The sequence below is a fragment of the Rhodococcus sp. USK13 genome (assembly GCF_018343855.1).
In the GTDB taxonomy this organism is placed as follows: domain Bacteria; phylum Actinomycetota; class Actinomycetes; order Mycobacteriales; family Mycobacteriaceae; genus Rhodococcus_F; species Rhodococcus_F oxybenzonivorans.
The window spans coordinates 4,549,848-4,569,896 of sequence record NZ_CP069242.1 but is presented as its reverse complement, the minus strand read 5'-3'; the positions used below and the strand labels follow the sequence as shown (position 1 = coordinate 4,569,896).

Genomic DNA, 20,049 nt, shown 5'->3' with positions numbered 1-20,049 from the left:
CGAGAACGCCTGGGTCTTCCAGCCCGAGCAGCTTCGACTGCTTCGGCACCTGATGAATCCATCGGAGCCGGACTGCCGGGACTGAGACGCGGAAGGGATCGCACCGCCACGCCAGAAACGTTCTGCCACAGACACGTCCGGCTCATCGTGCGCGCCGATACTCATTGCAGCAGGTTCTCGTACGCGCGGCGGTCGATGAGGGCGCCACCGAAGGCCGCGGCGACGAGCCACCAGGTCCGCCGGCGTACCAGCGTGCCGCCCTCTACCGACAACTGGATTGGGCCCACCTGATGGTGACCGGTCAGGTGGGGCAATGGGGAGTCCGGAGTTGTGGACCGAAACCGCGGAACGCGATTCCGGTCCACACCGGCGTGCTACCGGACGAAGTCGCGGACCTGACCGTAGATCGTGGAGTTCTCGAGTATCCCGTTGTGGGTGAGGCATCCTGTCTGCGTGTTGGTCGCACCGGCAAGGGAAACGCTGGAGTCGGGGTTGATCACCGTGTCGCAGGGCGACCACCACGTTCCGTAGGCGGGCGCACCGGGCGTCTCGTCTCCGGAATTGAGACTCGTCAGATACGCCGAGCCGATCCGCATTTCGGTGCAGGAAGCGGTGAAGCAGCCGTTGGAGGTGTCGGTGCCGTGGTTGGGGCCCGCGAGGGAGATCCAATCGTCGATCTTCGTGGCGCCGCTGAGGTTCTTGGCGTAATACCGGGTGGATAATCCGCCCATCGAGTGTGTGACGACATCCACCTTGGCGGCGCCGGTGGTGCGGAGAATGTCGTCGACCTTCGCCTCCACCTGTGCGGCGGTCGTGACATTGGATTGATTGGAGTTGTACGACCAGTTGAAGAGCTCGGCGTCGGTCCATCCGTCTGCCTTGAATGCCGCGATCATGGTGTTCCACTGCGAAGAGCTGCCCTGCCATCCATGCACGAAGAGGATGGGATCGTGCCCGGTCGCGTGAGCGGGCGCCAAGGGTGCGATCAGCAACGACACCGCGGCCAGGCCGACGGCGGCGAACAGACGCGAGAGTAGAAGCGAGGCATGTAGGGCTCCACTTGTAGGAATTGATAAGGACTGGTGATGTTAATCACCGGTAACTTAGCCGCTGGCTGAGGAGCGGGGAGCGTTTTGGCCACACTCGTTCATGGGGACCTCGCGGGGTGAATGTAACCATGCGACAACAGATAACACCTTCCACGCCATGGTCTCGCCCACGCGGTTCTCGCCCCGGGCCACTCCCTCGACTCGGAGGCAGCGCACTCCGCGATCGCCGAACCAAGGACGACTTCCTCCCTCGACGCACGAACATCTTGGCGGCGGCGGGTTCCATCACACATTGAGCGGTCGAGACATCGCGGGTCTGCGACCAGTCCGGCCATCAGCTCAGCTAGCTAGGCGTCGCTTGGTCCCATCAGACCGTGATGTGCGATGTGGGAAGTAAATGGATCGGAGCGTGGTGGCGATCTGGGGGTCGCAGTCCGGCTTTGAGAGGGCATCGGCAAGAACCTCGAGGTATCGCGCCGCTGTCATGCCGTATCGGACGAAAATCTCTTCCGTGGGCACCTTTCCGTAGGGTGCCCATGCCTGTGCGAAACACATGAGATCAACGCCTTCTTCTGGTAACTGAGGGGCTCGCGCTCGACGCAGTTTCTCGGACATTCGAGCGCGGCGCCGGCGGCGGTAGGCGCTCAGCTGGTCGGTGAGGGAATCTGAGGACATGGACGTGTGGTTTCCGGTGGTAGTGCTGCGTTCGGGATACTCCGAACGGCTATTCGATTTCGTTTGTTCGGACATGATCGCTTCGAGAACTCGGTGCTCGCTCCGCTCAACTGCAGATTGTCGGTCGTGAGGCGTCCAACTTGTGCTGGCAGAGTGCGATGATGTGTTGCCGGTCCGATGGATCCAGGCGCGGGCACGGGGGTGTCAGAAGGAGTGTGAGGAGTCTCCGGTAGTACATCGTTGGCTGCAGTCCGAACTCCGGCAAGATGTACTCGTCGAAGTCGGGGAAATCGTCGTTGAGGGCAACTATCGGTGTCCACCGTAGGGCGAATTCGACGAGTCGGTGATCGTCACTGGTGCGGTGTCCGGGCATAGAACCTGGGACGTGTGCTTGCGCATTCACTGCAGGTCCGAGGGGAGAAATCCGCCTTCGAGGATGCGACGGACGGCGGCGAGGTAGCCGGCAGCGTCGGCGCCGTCGACGATGCGGTGGTCGTATGACAGTGAGAGGTACGCCATCGACCGGACGCTGATCTGGAGTGCGCCGCCCTCGCCGCGCGTGGGGACGACGCGTTCGACGACGGTTCCGATGCCGAGGATGGCCGATTGCGGCTGGTTGATGATCGGGGTGTCGAACAGGGCTCCGCGGCTGCCGGTGTTGGTGATGGTGAACGTGCCGCCGGAGAGGTCGTCGGGCCGGATCGTCCCGTCCCGCACGCTGTCCGCGACGACGGCGATTGCATTCGCGAGCTCAGGAATTCGCAATGCTCCTGCGTCGCGGATGACGGGAACCATCAGTCCCTTGTCGCTGTCGACGGCCATGCCTAGGTGCACCGCCCCGTGGTACGTCACCTCGGTGCAGTCGGCGTTCAGGGACGAATTGATCACGGGATGCTCGGCGAGCGCTTCGACGGCGGCGGTGACGAAGAACGGCAGAAAAGACAGCTTCACCCCGGTGCGGCGCAGGAACGCATCTTTCTCCCGGAGACGCAGACGTGCGATGCCGGTGACGTCGACTTCGACGATCGTGGTCAATTGCGCTGATGTCTGCAGGGATTCGAGCATGCGCTTTGCGATGGTTCGCCGAATGCGGGGCAGCTTCTCCACCCGGTCACCTGCGGAAGGCGGTGAAGCTGGAGGGGGAGCCGGGTTCGATAGGGATGTGGGTGCAGGCCCCGCGGGAGCGGCAGCGGGCGCCGGCGTGTCCTGGGGATCGCTGCACTGTGGGCCGAGGATGGCCATTGCCGCCCCGACCTCGACGACAGTGTCTTCCGGGGCGACAATTTCGAGGAGGGTGCCGGCGGCAGGGGAGGGGACCTCGGTGTCGACTTTGTCGGTGGCCACCTCGAGCAGCGGCTCTCCGGCCTCGACTCGGTCCCCTCGGGTCTTGAGCCAGCGGGTGATCGTGGCTTCGGTGACGTTCTCACCGAGCGACGGCAACACCACGGTGGTGCCTGTCTGTGTCGTGGTCATTCGTGATGTCTCTCTGGGTCAGTCGGTGAGGTCGAGGGCGGCGCGGACGATGTTGTCGGTGTCGATGCCGTGGTAGCGGTAGACGTCGTCGAGGGAGCCGACCTGCCCGAACTTGCTGACGCCGAGCGCCGCGCCGGGGACGTTGTTGATCCCGGTCAGGAATGCGAGGGTGTGCGGGTGGCCGTCGAGGACGGTTACCATCGGTGCCGCCCGGTCGGCGGGGAACACTTGGTCGAGGATCCACGACGGGCCGTCGGCGAGTCCGTGGCGGGCCTGCACCGCCTCGAACAACAGTCCCGGGCTGGTGACGCACACGACGTCGGCGGCAATGCCCTGATCGGCCAACCGGTCGGCGGCGGTGAGGGTTTCGGTGATTACGGCGCCCATCCCGACCAGGGTGACGGCCGGATTGCCGGTGTGGCGGAGGGTGTAGGCGCCGGCGACGACCTGACGGCGGCGACGTTCCCGCGCAGCGGGATCGGTGGGGACGGCGGCGAGGGTCTGATCGACGGGGCGGGTCGACAGGCGCAGGTACGACGAGGAACCGTCCGGGCGGCCGAGGCGGGAGATGCTGTCGAGCAGAGTCCACTCGGTGTCGATCGCGAAGGCGGGCTCGTAGCTGACGCAGCCGGGTTGTTCGAGGCCGATCGACGGGGTCTTGATCGACTGATGCGCCCCACCCTCCGCGGCCAGGGTCACCCCAGAAGGGGTGCCGACCAGGATCGACTGCCCGCCCGCGTAGATCCCGTACGACCACGGCTCCAGGGCCCGTTCGACGAACGGGTCGTACATCACCCCGATCGGGAACAGCGGCTGCCCCCACCGACTCCACGTCGCGCCGAGTTCGCCCATCAGCCCGACCAGGTTCGTCTCGGCGATGCCGAGTTCCATGTGCTGCCCGGTGGGCTTTTCCCGCCAGTGCATGATCGTCTCGGCGTCGTCGTCGAACCAGTTGCGCCGCTCGTTCGGCGACCACACCCCCACCTTGTTCAGCCAGCCGGCCAGGTTGGTGGTGGAGCTGACATCGGGGCTGACGGTGACGACCCGCTTCGCGGCGTCCGGGGCTTGGCGGCTCAGGTCGAGCAACGCCCGGCCGAGTGCGGCCTGCGTCGTCGATGTGCCGGACGGCGTGCGGCCGATGTCGGCCGGCACCGCGGGCGGGGTTGCCAGTTCGACGGGATCGCGGGTGAGCCATTCGGCGGAGGCGGCGCAGACGCGGCCTGCGGTGCTGTCGGTGTCGAACCGGGCCCATGGGTTGTTCGAGTCCATGCCCAGTTCGGTGGCGAGTTGTTCGTACTGTTCGACCGTCAGCATCGAGGAGTGGTTCTGCGGGTGCCCCTGCGTGGGCAGGCCGCGGCCCTTGATGGTGTAGGCGATGATCACCGTCGGGCGGGTGTCGTCGATCTGCGCGTACGCCGCGCGCAGGGCGTCCAGGTCGTGACCACCGAGATTGCGAATGGCGCGCAGGACGGTGTCGTCGTCAAGACCGGCGATCAGGGCGGCGATCTCCCTCGCAGCTGGATCGCGGCCGGGCAGCCGGTCCCGCACCTGCTCGGCCGTGCAGCGCAGCAGCCTCTGGTACTCGGGATTGGGCATGTCCAGGATTCGGGTGCGCAGCGCCGACCCACCGGGTCGGCTGAACAGCGATTCGAGCAGGGTCCCGAATTTCACGGTGAGCACCTGCCAGCCGGCGGCAGCAAACATCGCCTCGAGCCGGCCGGCGGCGATGTTGGGCACCACCCGGTCCAGGGACTGCCGGTTCAGGTCGACGATCCACACGATCTCCCCGAGTTCGGCGACGGAGGTGTCGAGGATCGCCTCCCACACCGCGCCCTCATCCAACTCCGCGTCCCCGACTAGCGAATACTGCCGGCCCGTCCCGGCACCGCCGAGATGGGTGTCGACGAAGCGGCGGGCGATGGCACCCCAAATCGGCGCCGTCGCCCCGATCCCGACCGACCCGGTCGAGTAGTCCACCGGATCAGGATCTTTCGACCTGCTCGGGTACGACTGCAACCCACCGAACTCCCGCAACGTCGTCAGATACTTCTCGTCCAGCTCGCCTAGCAGGTAGTTGATGCCGTGTAGCACCGGAGAGGCATGCGGCTTGACCGACACCCGGTCACCGGGACGGAGCTGCTCGAACCAGAGCGAGGTCATAATGGTCACGATCGACGCACACGACGCCTGGTGACCACCGACCTTCAGCCCCGTGGGATTGGGGCGAACCCGGTTCGCGTGGTGGATCATCGCGGTCGACAGCCACAACACGCGTCGCTCGATCTCCACGAGCGCCTCGGGGGTCGGGGAGGGAGTGGTGTTGATGCCGGTGTCGACTGTGTTCGTGCCCTGCATAAGATTGCGTCCTTGCCTATGAATTCGTGGGACCGACTGAACCACGGCCAGACTCAGGTCGTGGGCGGTCGGTCGGTGATGTCAGCCGGCGGCTCTGGTGAGAGCCCGAAGCCGCCGGTGGCGGTCGGTGAATCCGCTTGCCAATAGAAAGTTCCGTGTGCAGAACTCGCCTAAAGTTCAGCATCGGCAGGTACTTTGTGCAACACCCATCGCAAGACTTCAGCATTCTGCGCACCAGTGCGCCTACAACCTCGATGGGGGCGAGCACATTGCCCAAGCACGACCACCATTTTCGGCGATCTCCGCGGCGCGGCGACGTGATCACTGTGCTCTCCGATAGACGCCGGAAGTGTTCTGGTGCAGGCATTCTGCAAACCAGTCAGGGTCGAAACGCGGGTCGGCCCGAGGAATAGCCTCCCGGCGCCGGACATGCCCCGGTGCGGTGGCGGGCGCCGCCGCCAGTGCAACAGCTCGACAGTTCTCAGCCGTTGATCATGGTTGGCCGTGAACTCCACTCCGCGTCACGCAGTTCGTTCTTGCGGATCTTTCCGGTTGACGTTCTGGGAAGGTCGTCGACGAACTCGACCGATCTGGGTGCCTTGTATGACGCGATTCGCGACTTCACGTGTGCGATGACCTCGGCCTCGTCGATGTGCGCTCCATTGGCAGTCATCACGAACGCTTTTGGCCGTTCGCCCCACCTGTCATCAGGTACCCCCACGACGGCGGCTTCGAGTATCGCCGGATGCGACAGAATTGCTTGCTCTACCTCGATCGTCGAAATATTCTCTCCCCCGGAGATCACCACGTCCTTCGCACGGTCGAGAAGTTGCACGTATCCGTCGGGATGCATGACGCCCAGATCACCTGAGTGGAACCAGCCACCCTCGGTTGCCTTCCGCGTCCCGTCCTCGTCGTCGTAATAACCTTTCATCACGGTATTGCCGCGCATGACGATCTCGCCCATCTCGGTGCCGTCTGCGGCCACGTCGGTCAACTCGCCCGCCGGTGAAAGCCCGGGACGCACAACCCGCAGCCGCTCGGCAGTGATCATGCCGACACCCTGGCGCGCCATGAGTTTCGCGTGGTCCTCGACTTCCAGCTCGTCCCACTCGGGCTTGGGTTCACAGACCGAGTAGGGTCCGTAGGTTTCAGTGAGGCCGTAGATGTGCACAATCGATGCGCCGAGAGCGCGGATCCCGGCGATGATGGTGGGGCTGGGCGGTGCACCTCCACTGCTGATGGTTAACGGTGTCGTGAGGGGATGGGCCTGCTCAGCGTTGGCCAAGAGGGTCAGAACTGTCGGTGCTCCGTTGAGGTGGGTAATCTGGTGCTCGTCGATCAGCGACCACATGCTGTCGGCGCGCACCGCCCGGTAGCAGACGTGTGTACCGAGCGCGGCAGTGACCGCCCAGGTCGTGCACCATCCGTTGCAATGGAACATCGGCAGAGTCCACAGATACTTGGTGGTCTTATCAAAGCCTGCATGTAAAATTTCGCCGAGCGAATTGAGGTAGGCGCCGCGATGGGAGTACATGACTCCTTTAGGGCGGCCCGTGGTGCCGGATGTGTAGTTTATTGCCAGCGTACGGTTTTCGTCGTCAATCTCCCAGCGTAGATCCTCACCCTGGCCGCGTGTCAGCAGCGAGTCATAGCTGTGAAGTTCGTTAGATCCGGTGAAAAGACCTCCCACCGACGGTAGTTCGATCCACTCGTCGACGGTGGAGAAATCGAGTCCGGCGTCGAGCAGCGGCTTCAGTAGCTCGATCTCACCGAAGAGCAGGTGCACACCAGAATGCCCGCAGATGTATTCGATCTCGGCCGCTGACAAGCGTGTGTTGATCGCAACGAGTACACCGCGCGCGAGCGGGACGGCGTAATGGGCGATGAGCAGCTCGGCGGAGTTGGTGGCCAGATATGCGACGCGTTCGCCATCCGAGACACCGGAAGCTCGGAGCGCTTTCGCGAGGGCCTGTACTGAGGCACCGAATTCACGGTAGGTCCATCGACGCTCGCCGTCGATGATAGCGATTTTGTCGGGCATGACCTCGACTGCACGTTCGAGGAAGCGAATGGGTGTCAAAGGAACGTCGAGACCGGTCACGGATCCTCCAGTTGAGGCAGCGCTTCATCCGAAGCGCTGGGCGGGTCGGGTTGCGAGTTGGCGGCACCGACTACGTCGGTACCCGAGGGGGGAAGTGGGGTTTCAGCGGCGTCAGGTTGGCCCCCACGGTTTCGGTCCCCCTGCCCCAGTTGGAGGCAGTCAGAGCGAGGCGGCGGTCTTGTAGGCCGGATTGCGGACAGTCGGCGTCAGGTCGAGCGCGCGGGCCGATGTCGGGTGCTGATCACCCGGCCATCCGGACACGATGACCGTGGTGAATCCAAGGTGGGTGAGGATGGAACTGATGGATCCCTGTGCGAGTTCGTGTCCCTGAACCGTGTACTGGTTGGCGGGCCGCGGGTTCGACCGCAAGTAGACGATGATCCCGCCTTCTGCGGCGATTCGGGTACGACGGGTTTCGAACTCCTGTCGGCACCCGCAGTCGGGTGCGAGTGGATCGCGGTGCGAACATTCGAAGACGATGTACACCGTCGGAGCTGCCGCAGGCGTTGTCGAACCCAGGAAAGCCGTGTGGTGTGCGCCGGTCAGTTCGTCGTCGAAGTCGACTACACGCATGCACCTGTCAGGAACGTCCACAATTCGTGTGGCCGTCTGGCGAACCCGCCCAACGTTGCCGTCGCCGTGGTGTAGGCGGTAGTGCACCACATCCTGGACCCGCACCGCTGGAACGCCGTGAACCTGGGCGAAGGCCGCGAGTTCCTTGCCCTGCAGCAGGGTTCCATCGTCACCCAGCAACGTGGCCGTCAGCGCTACCGGCGAAAGTCCGGCGATTTCGCACAGGTCGACCGCCGCTTCCGCACTGTTTCGGCGCTCGAGCACTCCACGTGAAGCCGTTCTCAACGGCAGGACGTGTCCCGGCCGCGTCAGATCCACTGGGCGGGTCTGCGGGCTGGCGAGCACCCGAGCGGTCCGCGACCGGTCTGTCGCACTGATACCGGTTCCGACGCCGGCAACGGCGTCGACCCCTACACCGAAGGCCGGAGTTGTCGTGCTGGAGCCGTTGCCCCTCACCATTGCGGGCAGTTCCAGCTCGTCTGCCCGGGTCGAACGCATCGCCGCACACAACAGCCCGGAGGTGTATCGAACTGCCCAGGCGGTCCACCGTGGGCTGGCTAGGGCGGCAGGAATCAGCACATCGGCGACCTCCTGATCGTCAGCTCCGCTGACGATCAGTGCCGGCCTTCCGGTGGTCAACGCGTTTGTCGCGGATTCGATTTTCTTTTTCACGTCACAGACGTCGGTCATCACGATCCCTCACCGATCACCAGGGTGCGGAAACGGCTGTCATGAAAGACAAGGGGTTGTGCTGTCTCATTTACCGCGGTGCTGTTGACCTCCAGAAGTACGACATCGTGGTCCCCTGCGGGGATCGACGTCGAGATCTTGCAATCGAGCCATGCTGCTGCGTCGGCTAGGAATACTGCAGTGGATTCGCCTGCAAACCAGGAGATCCCGGCGAACCGGTCGACGTTCTTGGCCGCGATCTGGCGACTCGCCGCTTCGTGCGTCGATGCCAGGACCGAAATACCTAGATGGCCGTCCTTCGACAGAGTCGGCCACGTCGTCGAAGTGTGCTGCACGCAGATCGATACCAACGCCGGGTCCATGGACACTGGTGTGAACGAGGTGGCTACGATTCCCACCGGTCGTCCCTCTTGGAGCGCGCATACTGCCGCGACGCCAGTCGGATACTGCCCATACAGTCGGCGGAGCCTGGTGGTATCCCGTTGCGAGTCACCTGTCTTTACTGGATCGAAAGTCATCATGGCGTACCGCCCTGGCTGAGAAGTGAATTGGATGTATCGGCGTCGGATGGCCGCGTAGGGGTTGCTCGCATCTCGTGCATGTCACGCACCCCTGGCGCGCGCATGCTGGACAATGAGGGAGGTGACGGCGTCGAGGCATACCGTCCCGATGGATGGCGACGCGCCTGCAGGGTCTCCCAGGATTCCGTTGGGGGATATCGAATGAATGCCCTCCCGGAAGGCACGATCGAGGAGTCCCTTGTCAACCATGCCCGAGTATCCACGGGCAAAGCGCTCGACGCGAACCTTGTCGGGATGAAGTGCGAGCATTACGGAGGTTTCTGCGACGTCAGCATGCCCACCGACGTTGCCGCCCAGGGAGGCCACGTCCTCGGCGGCACAGCGCCAGGCGTCCAGAATCGCTTCACTGTCGGTGAAGACGATGACCGACAGTGGTGCCAATTTGTCCGCCAGGCGCAACTCGAAGTCGCGCATGACCGGGTAGTTGCCGATGTGGCCCGAGAACACGACAATCCGCTCGAAACCGGACGCAGCCAGGTGCGCGCTGTAATCTTCACAGATCGCCTCGAGAGTCGATGCGCGGAGGGAGAGTGTGCCGGGGAATCCGAGGTGATGCGGCGAGTACCCGACACGAACGGTCGGCAGGACGAGCGCACCTCCGAGGTCGTGCGCGACCCGCACTGCAAGCGCGTCGGCGTGGTCAGCATCCATTGACAGCGGTAGATGCCGGCCGTGCTGTTCGACTGCACCGAGGGGCAGGATCGCGGTGCGCGCCCCACTTGCGATTGCGTCACCGATCTCGGCACTCGTCATGTATTCGATCCGAAGTTCGTTCATTGTGGCACCTACTTGCGATCCGGCCTGGCAAATCGTGCCTGACGGGCAATCTCGTCCTGCTCGCCTACGTCGTACATTTCGTCGACGAGATCGGTGAAGGAGGCGAGGATGTTAGAGCGTCGGATAGTGGCTTTGGCCGTCAGCTCTCCCGCTGCCGCTGACAGCGCCCGCGGCAGAACCCGGAACTTCTTCAATTGCAACGGGCGGGCGAGTTCGGAGTTCACCTCGTCGATCCATCGGGTCAGAGCAGCATCGCGGTCATCCCGAGTCATTGCCTGCACCTCGTCGCTGACGCTGAGCAGTACGGTGAGGTACTTGCGGCCTTCGCCCACAACGATCGCCTCGTCGATAAGCGGACTCGCTTTGAGCCGTACCTCTATCGGCTGCGGGCTGACGCTCTTGCCACCACTGGTCTTGAGGACATCCTTCATTCGCCCGATGATCTTCACCTCGCCATCGGAGCTCTGCTCGACAAGATCGCCTGTGCGGTACCACCCCTCCTCCAGCGCCGAGGCCGTCGCCTCCGGATTGTTCCAGTAGCCGTCGAAGAGACATGGGCTGCGCACCTGCAACTCGCCTTCGGGGGATACACGGACAACCCACCGGGGATCCGGCATGGCCTTTCCAATGGTTCCTGGCGCTGGAAAGGCGCGATCCCACTGGGCGATCACGGAGCCACACGTTTCCGTTGTACCGAAAAGCTCGCGAAGATCGAGACCCCACATATGCCAGAGCGCGGTCACGTCTGGGGCCATGCTCCCGGAGGCTGTCCAGCTCACCTCGATGCGATCCATGCCGACTTTCGCCCGCAGCGGCAGGAACACGTATTTCAGGCACACGCCGTAGAGGACTTCGAGGTACCTCGGCACCTGTTGCCCACGCCAGCGTAAACCGCTGACCCTGCGCGCGACCTTCATCGCAATCGCGTATCCGAAGCGGAAAGCTCTGCCGGACTCGGCAAGCGCCTGCAGTATTTCGCTGGCGAGCTTCTCGTGCATCCTCGGCGGCCACAGGACAGCAGTTGGCCGCACCCCGCAGAGCGCTTCGACCCGTTGATCCATGGTGCAGTAGGTGACGACGAGCCTGGTCATTATCGGCGCGAAGACTCCGATCAGAGCCGGCGCAACGTGTGAAAGTCCGAGGAATCCCACGAGGTCGTGCCGGGCCCTGCCGATCTCGGGGTAGGACATTGCGAAACCAAGTACCGAGTACTGGAGTGTGCGGTGCGTGTGTCTCACGCCCTTCGGCGCTCCAGTGGATCCTGAGGTGTAAAACAGGGCCGCCAGCTGGTCGATGTCGCCCGATTCGACAAGAAGCGAGAACAGTTCCGGCTCAGCCACAGCCCGAGCGCTCCCGACGGCGCGTAAGGACTCCCAATGTACTGCTTTGACGGTTTCCGGCAGGTCTGCCGGTTCGGCATCGAAACCGACAGTTGCCCGTAAGTGCGGCAACTTGGGAGCGACCGCAGCAACTTTCGCGACATCGGACCTGCCCTCGGCGAAGATCGCGGTCGCGCCGCTGCTCTCGAGCGCGTGCTCTACCTCAGGGGTCGAGCTTGTGGGGTATACCCCCACGGGAACGCCACCCACACTCAGGATCCCGAGTGCCGCCACAACCCACTCTCGGCGGGTAGAAGACATGATGGCCACCCGGTCGCCCGGCGCCACCCCGAGATCATGGAGGCCCAGTGCGGTCGCCCGCACGTCCTCTAGATACTCGCTCCAGCTGGTCGGGCGTGCAGCGCCGTCAACCCAGCTGCAGAATGCGACCGTGTCCGGTTCGCGCTCGGCGCGGTCGCACAACATCTGCGCGAAGGTGCGATCCACGGCCTCGAATCCCGAGACGCTGCGCAGTACCGGTATTCCATCCCTGCCGCCCTCACGCGAACTCATTGAAACAGTGTTCTCCATCTCCATGGTCACTGCAATTCCTCAGCTAAGTCGTTGATCTCGGTGCCCGTGTAACGCTTGACTACCTCCCACTTCCCGTCGACTACCTGATAAATCCCGTAGTCGGGCACCGCAGTGTTCGTCGAGTTGAAATTGACGGGACCGCTGGCACCCTGATAGTCGATCGTTTCATCTCTCGCCAGGAGATCCAGGCCTTCATCCAGGGAGAACACCGGCGTTCCGCCGGAATCAGTCACGTTGTGGAGGTTCTCGGCAATCGCCGTGCCGGTCGCCTCGCCGCCGGCCGCCATCGCCAAGAGTCCCGAAACGATCGCATCGTATGCCATGGCAGCCGTGGGCTGCTGAGCGATGGCCGCACCTTGCTCGACGCCATACTCCTCGACCAGCACATCGCGCATCCCCGCGACGGACGGCGAGTCTGCCGCGACCGCGGACTGACCGTACGCGCCTTCGAGGTATTGGGCCCCGACCTCGTCGAGCAGCACGGGGAAGGTCAACTCTGCGATAAATGCCCATTTGCCAGGTAACCCCGACCGCGCCCACTCGCGCACGATCGGTACAGCGGGCTCCACGGAGCCGGCGAGGAACACCATATCGGGTTGAGGCTCAAAGGCGCTGCGCACCTCCGGCAGATAGGAACTCTGTCCGCCGTTGAAAGCGACCTTCGCCACCACCTTGCCACCGAGCTTCGTGTAATAGTCCTCCAACCAGCTCGACGTGCTTCGCGCTGAGTCGGAGTTTTCGTAGAGTATGGACAGGGTCTTGATGCCGTTGTCCCAGAGGTTTTTAGCGACCGCCAGGCCATCGAAAGTGTCCGGACCAACAGTGCGGAAGGTGTAGGGATTGGCCTGGTCGTCGTACTCGACGATGCCGGAGTACGGAGACGCGATCGCAACCTCGCTGCGTTCTGCCTGGCTGAGTGTCGCCATGAACGTCGATGACGTCGGACCCACGATGAATTGCGCGTCGTCTTTATTGATGAGCTTGGTGACGGCGCGGACTCCATCCTCGGCGTTGAACTTCTCGTCCTCGCTCACAACCTCGAGGGTCGTCCCATTGATGCCGCCACGCTTGTTGACATGGTTCACTACTGCTCGGGTGATCGAATCGACAGGCCCGCCGAAGACCGCCGCTTCGCCTGATAGCGGCGCGGCCACACCGATCACCGTGGTTCCGCTCGACGCCCCTCCACCGTCGCCGCAACCTGTGAGCACTGCCCCCGTCGCCATGACGACGCATGCGACCGATACCTTGCCTGCTGTTGTTCTGAGTACTTTCATCGCTCAAAATCTCCTGTGAAGTGCTGCTTTGGGGGGTCGGACTTTCTCTGGTAGAAGCGAGGAGAGTGAAGCCTGCTTCTCTTCTGCGATTGCGGTAGGCATGCGTGCTGCTCACGCCTGTGGGATTCGAGCGCCCAGGAACATCTCGGCGAAGCCCGGATCCGCTAGCAGTTGCGGCCCGTTTGCCTCGTGATGAATTTGGCCCGATTCCATGAGAAATACGCGTTCGCACAGTGGCAGGATCTGGCTGGGATGCTCCTCGATAATCCATAAGACGCCGGTCCCGCTGCGCTCGATGACGCAGATCTGCTCGATGAGCGAATCGACAATCTGGGGCGCTAGACCGGTGGTGGGTTCGTCGAGGATCAACAGCCGTGGTCGCATGAGCAGCGAGGAAGCGATTGCGAGCTGCTGGCGTTGTCCGCCGGACAGCGTTCCGGATCGCTGCTTTCGGCGCTCTGCGAGGATCGGAAACAGTTCGAAAACCTCGTCCACGCGATCATGAGGCAATCGCATCGCGCGGGTGACAACTTCCAGATTGTCCTCGACGGATAGTGCACCGAAAACGTTGCGCAGCTGAGGTGTATATCCGAGGCCACGGCGTGCGCGCTCGCGGGCGGACATCCCATCGAGGGGCTCGCCACCAAGTCTGACGCTCCCGCCGCGTGCATCGACTACCCCGGCGATGGTCTGCACGAGGGTTGTCTTGCCGGCTCCGTTAGGGCCAATGATGGCTGTAATCGATCCTTCTTCTGCGGCAAGAGAAATGCCCCGGATGATGTTGTTTCGACCGTAGCCGCTGGTGAGGTTTTCGACATTAAGCAGTGGCACGGCGTACTCCCAGATAGGTTTCGATAACTAGGGGGTCGCGGATTACGTCCGCCGGCGGGCCGCTTGCAATGACGTGGCCGTCGTGCATGACGTACAGCGCATCGGAAATTGCGTTCATGAAGGACATGTTGTGCTCGATGACGAGCACCGTGACACCCTCGACATCGCGCAGCTGACGCACTGTCGCAGATAAGCGGTCTTGATCGTCGGGGTTGAGGCCCGAGGACGGCTCGTCGAGCATCAACAGCGACGGCGGTTCCATGAGCAGCCGGGCGATCTGCAGTAGGCGGCCTTGGCCGATCGACAGATCTCCCGCCCGGACGTTCGCCAATTCGACCAAACCCAGGCGATCAAGCAAAATCCATGCACGGTCGACCAAGCTGCGCTCACTCGCCGAGATCTCGCGCGGAGACGTGAAGAGGCGTGAGAGGCGCTCGCCTGGCACAGTGCGCACAGAGGTGAGCAAATTCTGCACCACCGACATGTCGGTGAAGTCAGCAGTGTTCTGGAACGTGCGCTTCAGACCCATCCGCGCAAGTTGATGCGTCGGAGCCCCTGTCACGACACGCCCGTCGAACACGACCGTCCCTGCATCAGGCTTCAGGAAACCGGAGACTGCATTGAACAGGGTGGTTTTGCCGGAGCCGTTTGGCCCAATGAGTCCTGTAACCTTGCCCCGGCTAACGGTCATATCGACACCGTCGAGCGCCCGGAGCTGACCGAAGCTCTTCACAACGCCCTTCACTTCGAGCAAGGGATTCGGTGCAGTCATCAGCGACCACCTGCCACAGAAGTCGCCAACACGGCAGGTGTCACGGAGGGGGAGCGTGGTGGCGGGTAGACGGACAGTCGCGGCCGGAAGAGGCCGCCCGGCCAGAAAAGGAGTATCACAATGAGGACCAAACCTTGCAGTGCGTCCTGAAGGCTCGCCAGCAGCTCCGGTGTAATAAATTCCACTTGAATGTATGTGAGGCCCTCACGCAGGCCCAACAGAACAACCGCACCAAGAATCGCGCCGACATTGCTGCCTGTCCCGCCGATAATCAGAGCAATGAAGACCGTGAAGGTGATATTCACGTTGAAGAAAGTCGGAGTAAGGATCGACAGATACCACACATACATCACCCCGGCCAGACCCATGAAGAACGCCGCAAAGACGAAAGCTTTGAGCTTTACCGCGTAGACGTTCACACCGAGCGAGCGGGCCACTGCTTCGTTCTGGTTGATCGCGAGCAGACTTCGGCCGAACGCCGACCGAGTCACCCGCCGGAAGAGCAAGAAGCTGATTCCTAGAACAACCACAACGATCGCAGCGACGAACAACACCTGCGCTCGACCCGGGACGATATCGAGGCTGGGCACCGGCGCGTTCAGCAGCCCGCGCGCCCCATTGGCGATCGCCGGCTGGTTGATGAACAACTGGCGGATCACCTCGGCAAGCGCAAGCGAGACAACGGCGAGGTACTCCCCACCGACCTTCAGCAGGCCGCTTCCGACAACGAACGCGAGCAGAGCTGATACAAGACCACCAATGATTGCGCCCGCCCACCACGGCAAACCGAGCCCGAGAAGGTATGTGTACGATCCGGACGGTGCCGGCAGGACGGTGAGTGCGTAGGCATAGGCGCCGACACCGAAGAATGCCGCCACACCGAAATTCACCATCCCGCCGACGCCGAACTGAAGGTTCAGCGCCAGGGCTGCGACGGCGTAGATCCCCATTAGAGTGATCAGTCCGCCAAGAATCAGCAGAGTGCTCATGCGACACGCTCCTTCGGCCCGCTGAAAAGGCCCTCAGGCCGGATGAACACGACCAAGGCGATCACCGCGAACACAACCATCTGGGTGTATTCGGACGGAATGACAAGGGTCGCGAGACTTGACGTCAGACCGACGAGGACTGCCGCGAGCATCACGCCATAGATACTGCCGAGCCCGCCGATGATTGCGGCGGCGGAGATGATCAACACCTGATCCCAGCCAAGCTCAGGGTAAATGCGTGCGGTCAGGGCGATGAGCGTTCCCGCCAGCGCAGTCAGCGCACTCGCTACCGCCCAGGTGATGTATTGCAGATAAGTGGTGTTGACACCGCGAATCTGAGCCAGTGCCTGATTGTTGGCCATCGCGCGCAACGCCCGTCCGCTGTAGGACTTCGACAGCCAAAAGTGCAGTGCCATGACCACCAGAGCGGCAATGACGATGACAGCGACCTGATCGATGCCGGCCACGGCAATCCCACCGATACGGAAGGTCTCTTGAAGAGGGACGTCGAGGGTCTTCACGCCGTACCCCGTGAAGACCTCGATCATTGCGTGAATGAAGAACGCGAGACCGACAGATGCGATCATGGGGATATAGTGCGGACGTCCGCGCATCGGCCAGAAGATCAGCCGAGCTGATACGACGCCCGCCACCGTTGTGACCGCGATCGCCGCGAGACATGAGACTGTCCAGTGCAACCCGAGCAGCACATTGAACCCGTACGCGCTGAACCCACTGAGCACGATCAGCTGGGGCAGCGCGATATTCAGGAAGCCCTCCACCCGGCGCACCAATTCGAAGCCCACGGTCGCGAGCAGCAGAACCGCACCGCTGACCAGGCCCGCAACAAGGACGGCTAACATGACTCCACCCTCATCCCTGACCTCCTCGAGTGCGACTGCCGTTCCAGCTATCTCGTAGTCCACGGGCGACGGGGTCATCGAAGTACTCGGCGGCAGACCCGAGTGTGCGATGCAGGGAGACCTCGTCGCGGGAGTCGTCGGAATCGTTGATACTGCGTTTCAATGCGCCGTAGAGCACCGGTGCCTTGGCCCCGGCCTCACGCGCCGACGCGACAGCCGCAGCGACGAGCTCTGCGGGGTCCGCGAGGACATCGACGAGACCGATCTCCAGCGCGGTTTCAGCGTCGAATAGTTCCCCCGACAACAGCAGTCGCCTCGCGGTACGTGCTCCGAGTAGTCGGGCGGCACGCTGAATACCCTTATCGGCCGGTAGGAGGCCGTGATTGATCTCTGGGAATCCAAAACGCGCACCGTGGACGGCCAGCACGGTATCGGCGAACAGAGCAATTTCCATGCCACCGCCCACACAGTGACCGTTAATCGCGCTGATCACCGGTCGCGGGTATCTGTCCATTGCTACAAGTAGCGAGTGAAACTCCCGCATCCGGGCGTCCAACTCTTGTTGGGGTGCTTGTTCGAGTTCTGTTATATCGCCTCCGGCGCAGAAGAATCGTTCTCCCTCGCCTGTGAGGACGACCGGGGGTGCTTCACGCATCTCGGTGAGGTCGGCAAACAGCGCCGCGAGATTGCGAATGGCTGATCGGTTCAGCGCGTTTGCCGGCGGCCGGTCCAAGGTGACGACAAGGACACCCGTATAGTCCGCGGCGGTGAACCCGGCGGTCTGTGTGGTCTCAGGCCCTCTCATGCTTCACCTGGCAACTTCTTGCGTCGCCGGGGAACCAACGACGAGGTGGTCATCGCGGCGGGCGGAGGGAAATTGGGCCGGTCGCCCTTCGCGGAAGGCTTGTCGGGCTTCGGCGTAGTCTGCGCCGGCGAAATTGAGGGTTTCCAATGCCGCCGACAATTCCTGCTGCGGAAGGGCATTGGTCAGCCAACCCGAGTTCAGTGAACGCTTCGTCCAGCGGATTGCCTGCTGCGAGCCCTGGGCAAGGTCATCCGCGATCGCCAAGGCGCGTTCGAGCACGGCGCCTTTCGGTTCAGTGAGGCTCACCAAGCCGATCCGCTCGGCCTCCGCGCCGGTCAGGCTTGCTGACGTCAGCTGGTAGTACTTAGTTTTGGCCATGCCGACCAGCAGCGGCCAGATCAGGGAAGAATGGTCGCCGGCGACCACCCCGATGCGGGTATGGCCGTCCAGAAGCAAGGCGTCTTCAGCAGCTACGCTGATATCCGCGAGCAGTGCCATCGACAAACCCCAGCCCACCGCTGGTCCGTTGATCGCGGAGATGAGAGGCTTGTCCATGTTCAGGAGGGTCGTAATTCGCCGCCGCTCATCCTCCATGAGTTCGATCGCGTCATCCAGAGTGGGGTCTGGTTCGCGTACGTCCATGCCCGTGCAGAAACCGCGACCGGAGCCGGTGATGACAGCCACACGCGTTTGGGGGTCTCGGTCGACGTCCACCCAGATTTCGGACAGATGCTTGAACATCGGCAGCGTCAGGGAGTTGAGTCGCTCGGGACGATTGATGGTGATGAGGAGTACCCCGTTCGGCTTGCGCTCGATCAAGATCTCCTTCGGGTATCGGCTGAAGATGTCATCCGTGGCCAATGTACTCATCGTGCTTCTCCTACCTCGACACTGTTTCCGGTTGTTTCTTTCTGTGCACTTTCGAACGCTTCGACCTCGGCGTAGTGGGCCGGCCGGGCGGCGCGAATATCGTCCAGAACCGCGGCAGGGGTGCGCACCACAGCGCGGGGGTTCTTGAACTTGGGGATTACGTACTTGCCGAAAAGTTCGATCGACTTCATCAATTCCCTGTGGGGGAGCCCGTCGATGCGCATAACGAGTGAGTCGGCGCCCAAGTCGGCGAACCGCTGTACCTGGGCGACACAGTCGTCGGGATCGCCCACGATGAAGCCGGAGGAGTCCTCGAACATGTAGCGCTCATCGTTGAAGTCGAGATGCTTGACGGCTCCCATGTACTGGTAGTCATCGGAGAGTTTCGAGAGGCGTTGGTACGCGTCGGTCGATAGCGCCACCGATTCAGTGAGGCTTCTCGCCCATTTGACGGCTTCGTCGCGTGTTTCTGCGCAATGCATACCGCCGCCGACTGCAACGAGCTTTTGTGCCTGAACTGGGTAGGTGTGCGTCGCGCCGTCGAGAGCGTCATCGTAGATACGCAGCATATTCTCGAGGAATTCGAAGCCCAGGTAGAAGCCTCCGACGATCGCGCCGACGCCGAGCTCCGCCGCAGTTCGAACAGACTCGGGACTCCCGGTCGCCATGTGGATCGGAGGATAGGGAGTCTGAATTCCTCTGGGTACCAGACTTCGTGGTGGGATCTTGTAGTGCTCGCCCACAAAGGAGAAGACGTCGTTGTGCAGCGCGCGGCGAATGACTTCGAGCCCCTCGATCTGCTGGGCCTTGTTTTCCGTCGGTGAAACCTCAAAGGCCCGCAGTGCAAGGGTGGTGTTGCCTCGGCCGACACCGAGTTCCACGCGGCCGTTGGACAGAATGTCTTCGGTGGCCAGCCTCTCGGCGACCCGAAGCGCGTGGTTGATGCGTGTGGGCAACAGGGTCACCAGGTGCACGAACCGAATGCGTGAGGTCAGCGCCATCAGGTACGGATAGAGGACCTCCGGCGCGGACGTCGTCGCCGTGCCAATCGCCACGTGCTGCTCAGAGGTGCCGAACGCATCAAAACCCACCTCTTCGGCGAGGAGGACCTCGTCGACGAGCTCCCGGTAACGGTGCTCATGGGTATGCCCTGGGGGCGTTTCGCCCTCGCTCATGAAGATGAATCGCATGGCCACAACCTTTCGTGTGTGAATGCGCATTAACGTGAATGAGCATTAACGTAGAGCGAGAGTGTGAGCTTGTCAACACTCGGCGGGCATTTGGGCGCTTTCACTCGCCAGGGCCCCGCAACATGCCTGGCCAGGCGCAAAAGTGTGCGGTCGCGCGGGGAGTGTGGGCCCGCAGCTAACACCGAAAGGTGTCCGATTGCTGTCCGATTGTGTTAATGCGTGTTACTATTGGTCGCATGGAGCTGATCAAGGTAGATGCGAG

Annotated in this window: 17 protein-coding genes; all 17 read right to left on the bottom strand. The window is 62.7% G+C overall.

Features of this window, described 5'->3' with window-relative positions; translation table 11 throughout:
• Positions 1-161: 161 nt before the first annotated feature.
• The 17 genes from JQT59_RS37765 to JQT59_RS23465 all read right to left on the bottom strand — a co-directional run bounded on the left by JQT59_RS37765 (position 162) and on the right by JQT59_RS23465 (position 19,787).
• Positions 162-287, bottom strand: a complete 126-nt coding sequence (locus JQT59_RS37765) for a hypothetical protein (protein WP_283254010.1) — start codon at positions 285-287, stop codon at positions 162-164.
• Positions 288-374: 87 nt separating this feature from the next.
• Entirely contained in the window at positions 375-998 is a 624-nt protein-coding gene (locus JQT59_RS23540) for an esterase/lipase family protein (protein ID WP_213572210.1), read from the bottom strand.
• Between the two features lie 1,125 nt (positions 999-2,123).
• Positions 2,124-3,197, bottom strand: a complete 1,074-nt coding sequence (locus JQT59_RS23535) for a 2-oxo acid dehydrogenase subunit E2 (RefSeq protein ID WP_213572209.1) — start codon at positions 3,195-3,197, stop codon at positions 2,124-2,126.
• An 18-nt stretch (positions 3,198-3,215) separates the two neighbouring features.
• Positions 3,216-5,552, bottom strand: a complete 2,337-nt coding sequence (locus JQT59_RS23530) for a thiamine pyrophosphate-binding protein (RefSeq protein ID WP_213572208.1) — start codon at positions 5,550-5,552, stop codon at positions 3,216-3,218.
• 481 nt (positions 5,553-6,033) lie between these two features.
• Positions 6,034-7,656 (bottom strand): AMP-binding protein, encoded by a 1,623-nt coding sequence (locus tag JQT59_RS23525; protein ID WP_213572207.1) that lies wholly within the window; start codon positions 7,654-7,656, stop codon positions 6,034-6,036.
• Positions 7,657-7,815: 159 nt separating this feature from the next.
• Positions 7,816-8,919: a 3,4-dihydroxy-2-butanone-4-phosphate synthase gene (locus JQT59_RS23520; RefSeq protein WP_213572206.1), complete on the bottom strand. Its 1,104-nt coding sequence runs from the start codon at positions 8,917-8,919 to the stop codon at positions 7,816-7,818.
• Positions 8,919-9,437, bottom strand: coding sequence for a flavin reductase family protein (locus tag JQT59_RS23515; protein ID WP_283254093.1), 519 nt, complete (start codon positions 9,435-9,437; stop codon positions 8,919-8,921). The genes JQT59_RS23520 and JQT59_RS23515 overlap by 1 nt, the downstream gene beginning before the upstream one ends.
• 84 nt (positions 9,438-9,521) lie before the next feature.
• Positions 9,522-10,277: a creatininase family protein gene (locus tag JQT59_RS23510; RefSeq protein ID WP_213572204.1), complete on the bottom strand. Its 756-nt coding sequence runs from the start codon at positions 10,275-10,277 to the stop codon at positions 9,522-9,524.
• Positions 10,278-10,285: 8 nt separating this feature from the next.
• The gene (locus tag JQT59_RS23505) at positions 10,286-12,169 is read right to left on the bottom strand and encodes an AMP-dependent synthetase/ligase (RefSeq protein ID WP_249353784.1); all 1,884 of its coding nucleotides are present in this window, start codon (positions 12,167-12,169) and stop codon (positions 10,286-10,288) included.
• A gap of 26 nt (positions 12,170-12,195) precedes the next feature.
• On the bottom strand, positions 12,196-13,467 hold the full coding sequence (locus JQT59_RS23500) for an ABC transporter substrate-binding protein (protein ID WP_213572203.1): 1,272 nt from the start codon (positions 13,465-13,467) through the stop codon (positions 12,196-12,198).
• Between the two features lie 111 nt (positions 13,468-13,578).
• Positions 13,579-14,298 (bottom strand): ABC transporter ATP-binding protein, encoded by a 720-nt coding sequence (locus JQT59_RS23495; RefSeq protein ID WP_162603222.1) that lies wholly within the window; start codon positions 14,296-14,298, stop codon positions 13,579-13,581.
• Positions 14,285-15,070, bottom strand: coding sequence for an ABC transporter ATP-binding protein (locus tag JQT59_RS23490; RefSeq protein WP_213578033.1), 786 nt, complete (start codon positions 15,068-15,070; stop codon positions 14,285-14,287). Before JQT59_RS23490 ends, JQT59_RS23495 begins: the two co-directional genes overlap by 14 nt.
• Positions 15,070-16,059 (bottom strand): branched-chain amino acid ABC transporter permease, encoded by a 990-nt coding sequence (locus tag JQT59_RS23485; RefSeq protein WP_213572202.1) that lies wholly within the window; start codon positions 16,057-16,059, stop codon positions 15,070-15,072. The genes JQT59_RS23490 and JQT59_RS23485 overlap by 1 nt, the downstream gene beginning before the upstream one ends.
• Entirely contained in the window at positions 16,056-16,922 is an 867-nt protein-coding gene (locus JQT59_RS23480) for a branched-chain amino acid ABC transporter permease (protein ID WP_213572201.1), read from the bottom strand. Before JQT59_RS23480 ends, JQT59_RS23485 begins: the two co-directional genes overlap by 4 nt.
• Positions 16,923-16,932: 10 nt before the next feature.
• On the bottom strand, positions 16,933-17,727 hold the full coding sequence (locus JQT59_RS23475; protein WP_213572200.1) for an enoyl-CoA hydratase/isomerase family protein: 795 nt from the start codon (positions 17,725-17,727) through the stop codon (positions 16,933-16,935).
• Positions 17,728-17,730: 3 nt separating this feature from the next.
• A complete protein-coding gene (locus JQT59_RS23470; RefSeq protein WP_213572199.1) occupies positions 17,731-18,597 on the bottom strand; it encodes an enoyl-CoA hydratase/isomerase family protein in 867 nt (288 codons plus the stop codon).
• Entirely contained in the window at positions 18,594-19,787 is a 1,194-nt protein-coding gene (locus JQT59_RS23465) for an LLM class flavin-dependent oxidoreductase (protein ID WP_213572198.1), read from the bottom strand. The genes JQT59_RS23470 and JQT59_RS23465 overlap by 4 nt, the downstream gene beginning before the upstream one ends.
• Positions 19,788-20,049: the final 262 nt, after the last annotated feature.

Excerpts from the sequence above, each read along its gene's own strand:
- JQT59_RS23520 (WP_213572206.1), bottom strand. The coding sequence starts at position 8,919 with ATGACCGACGTCTGTGACGTGAAAAAGAAAATCGAATCCGCGACAAAC.
- JQT59_RS23485 (WP_213572202.1), bottom strand. The coding sequence starts at position 16,059 with ATGAGCACTCTGCTGATTCTTGGCGGACTGATCACTCTAATGGGGATC.
- JQT59_RS23465 (WP_213572198.1), bottom strand. The coding sequence starts at position 19,787 with ATGCGATTCATCTTCATGAGCGAGGGCGAAACGCCCCCAGGGCATACC.
- JQT59_RS23530 (WP_213572208.1), bottom strand. The coding sequence starts at position 5,552 with ATGCAGGGCACGAACACAGTCGACACCGGCATCAACACCACTCCCTCC.
- JQT59_RS23505 (WP_249353784.1), bottom strand. The coding sequence starts at position 12,169 with ATGAGTTCGCGTGAGGGCGGCAGGGATGGAATACCGGTACTGCGCAGC.
- JQT59_RS23535 (WP_213572209.1), bottom strand. The coding sequence starts at position 3,197 with ATGACCACGACACAGACAGGCACCACCGTGGTGTTGCCGTCGCTCGGT.
- JQT59_RS23480 (WP_213572201.1), bottom strand. The coding sequence starts at position 16,922 with ATGTTAGCCGTCCTTGTTGCGGGCCTGGTCAGCGGTGCGGTTCTGCTG.
- JQT59_RS23500 (WP_213572203.1), bottom strand. The coding sequence starts at position 13,467 with ATGAAAGTACTCAGAACAACAGCAGGCAAGGTATCGGTCGCATGCGTC.
- JQT59_RS23475 (WP_213572200.1), bottom strand. The coding sequence starts at position 17,727 with ATGAGAGGGCCTGAGACCACACAGACCGCCGGGTTCACCGCCGCGGAC.
- JQT59_RS23510 (WP_213572204.1), bottom strand. The coding sequence starts at position 10,277 with ATGAACGAACTTCGGATCGAATACATGACGAGTGCCGAGATCGGTGAC.
- JQT59_RS23470 (WP_213572199.1), bottom strand. The coding sequence starts at position 18,597 with ATGAGTACATTGGCCACGGATGACATCTTCAGCCGATACCCGAAGGAG.
- JQT59_RS23490 (WP_213578033.1), bottom strand. The coding sequence starts at position 15,070 with ATGACTGCACCGAATCCCTTGCTCGAAGTGAAGGGCGTTGTGAAGAGC.
- JQT59_RS23515 (WP_283254093.1), bottom strand. The coding sequence starts at position 9,437 with ATGACTTTCGATCCAGTAAAGACAGGTGACTCGCAACGGGATACCACC.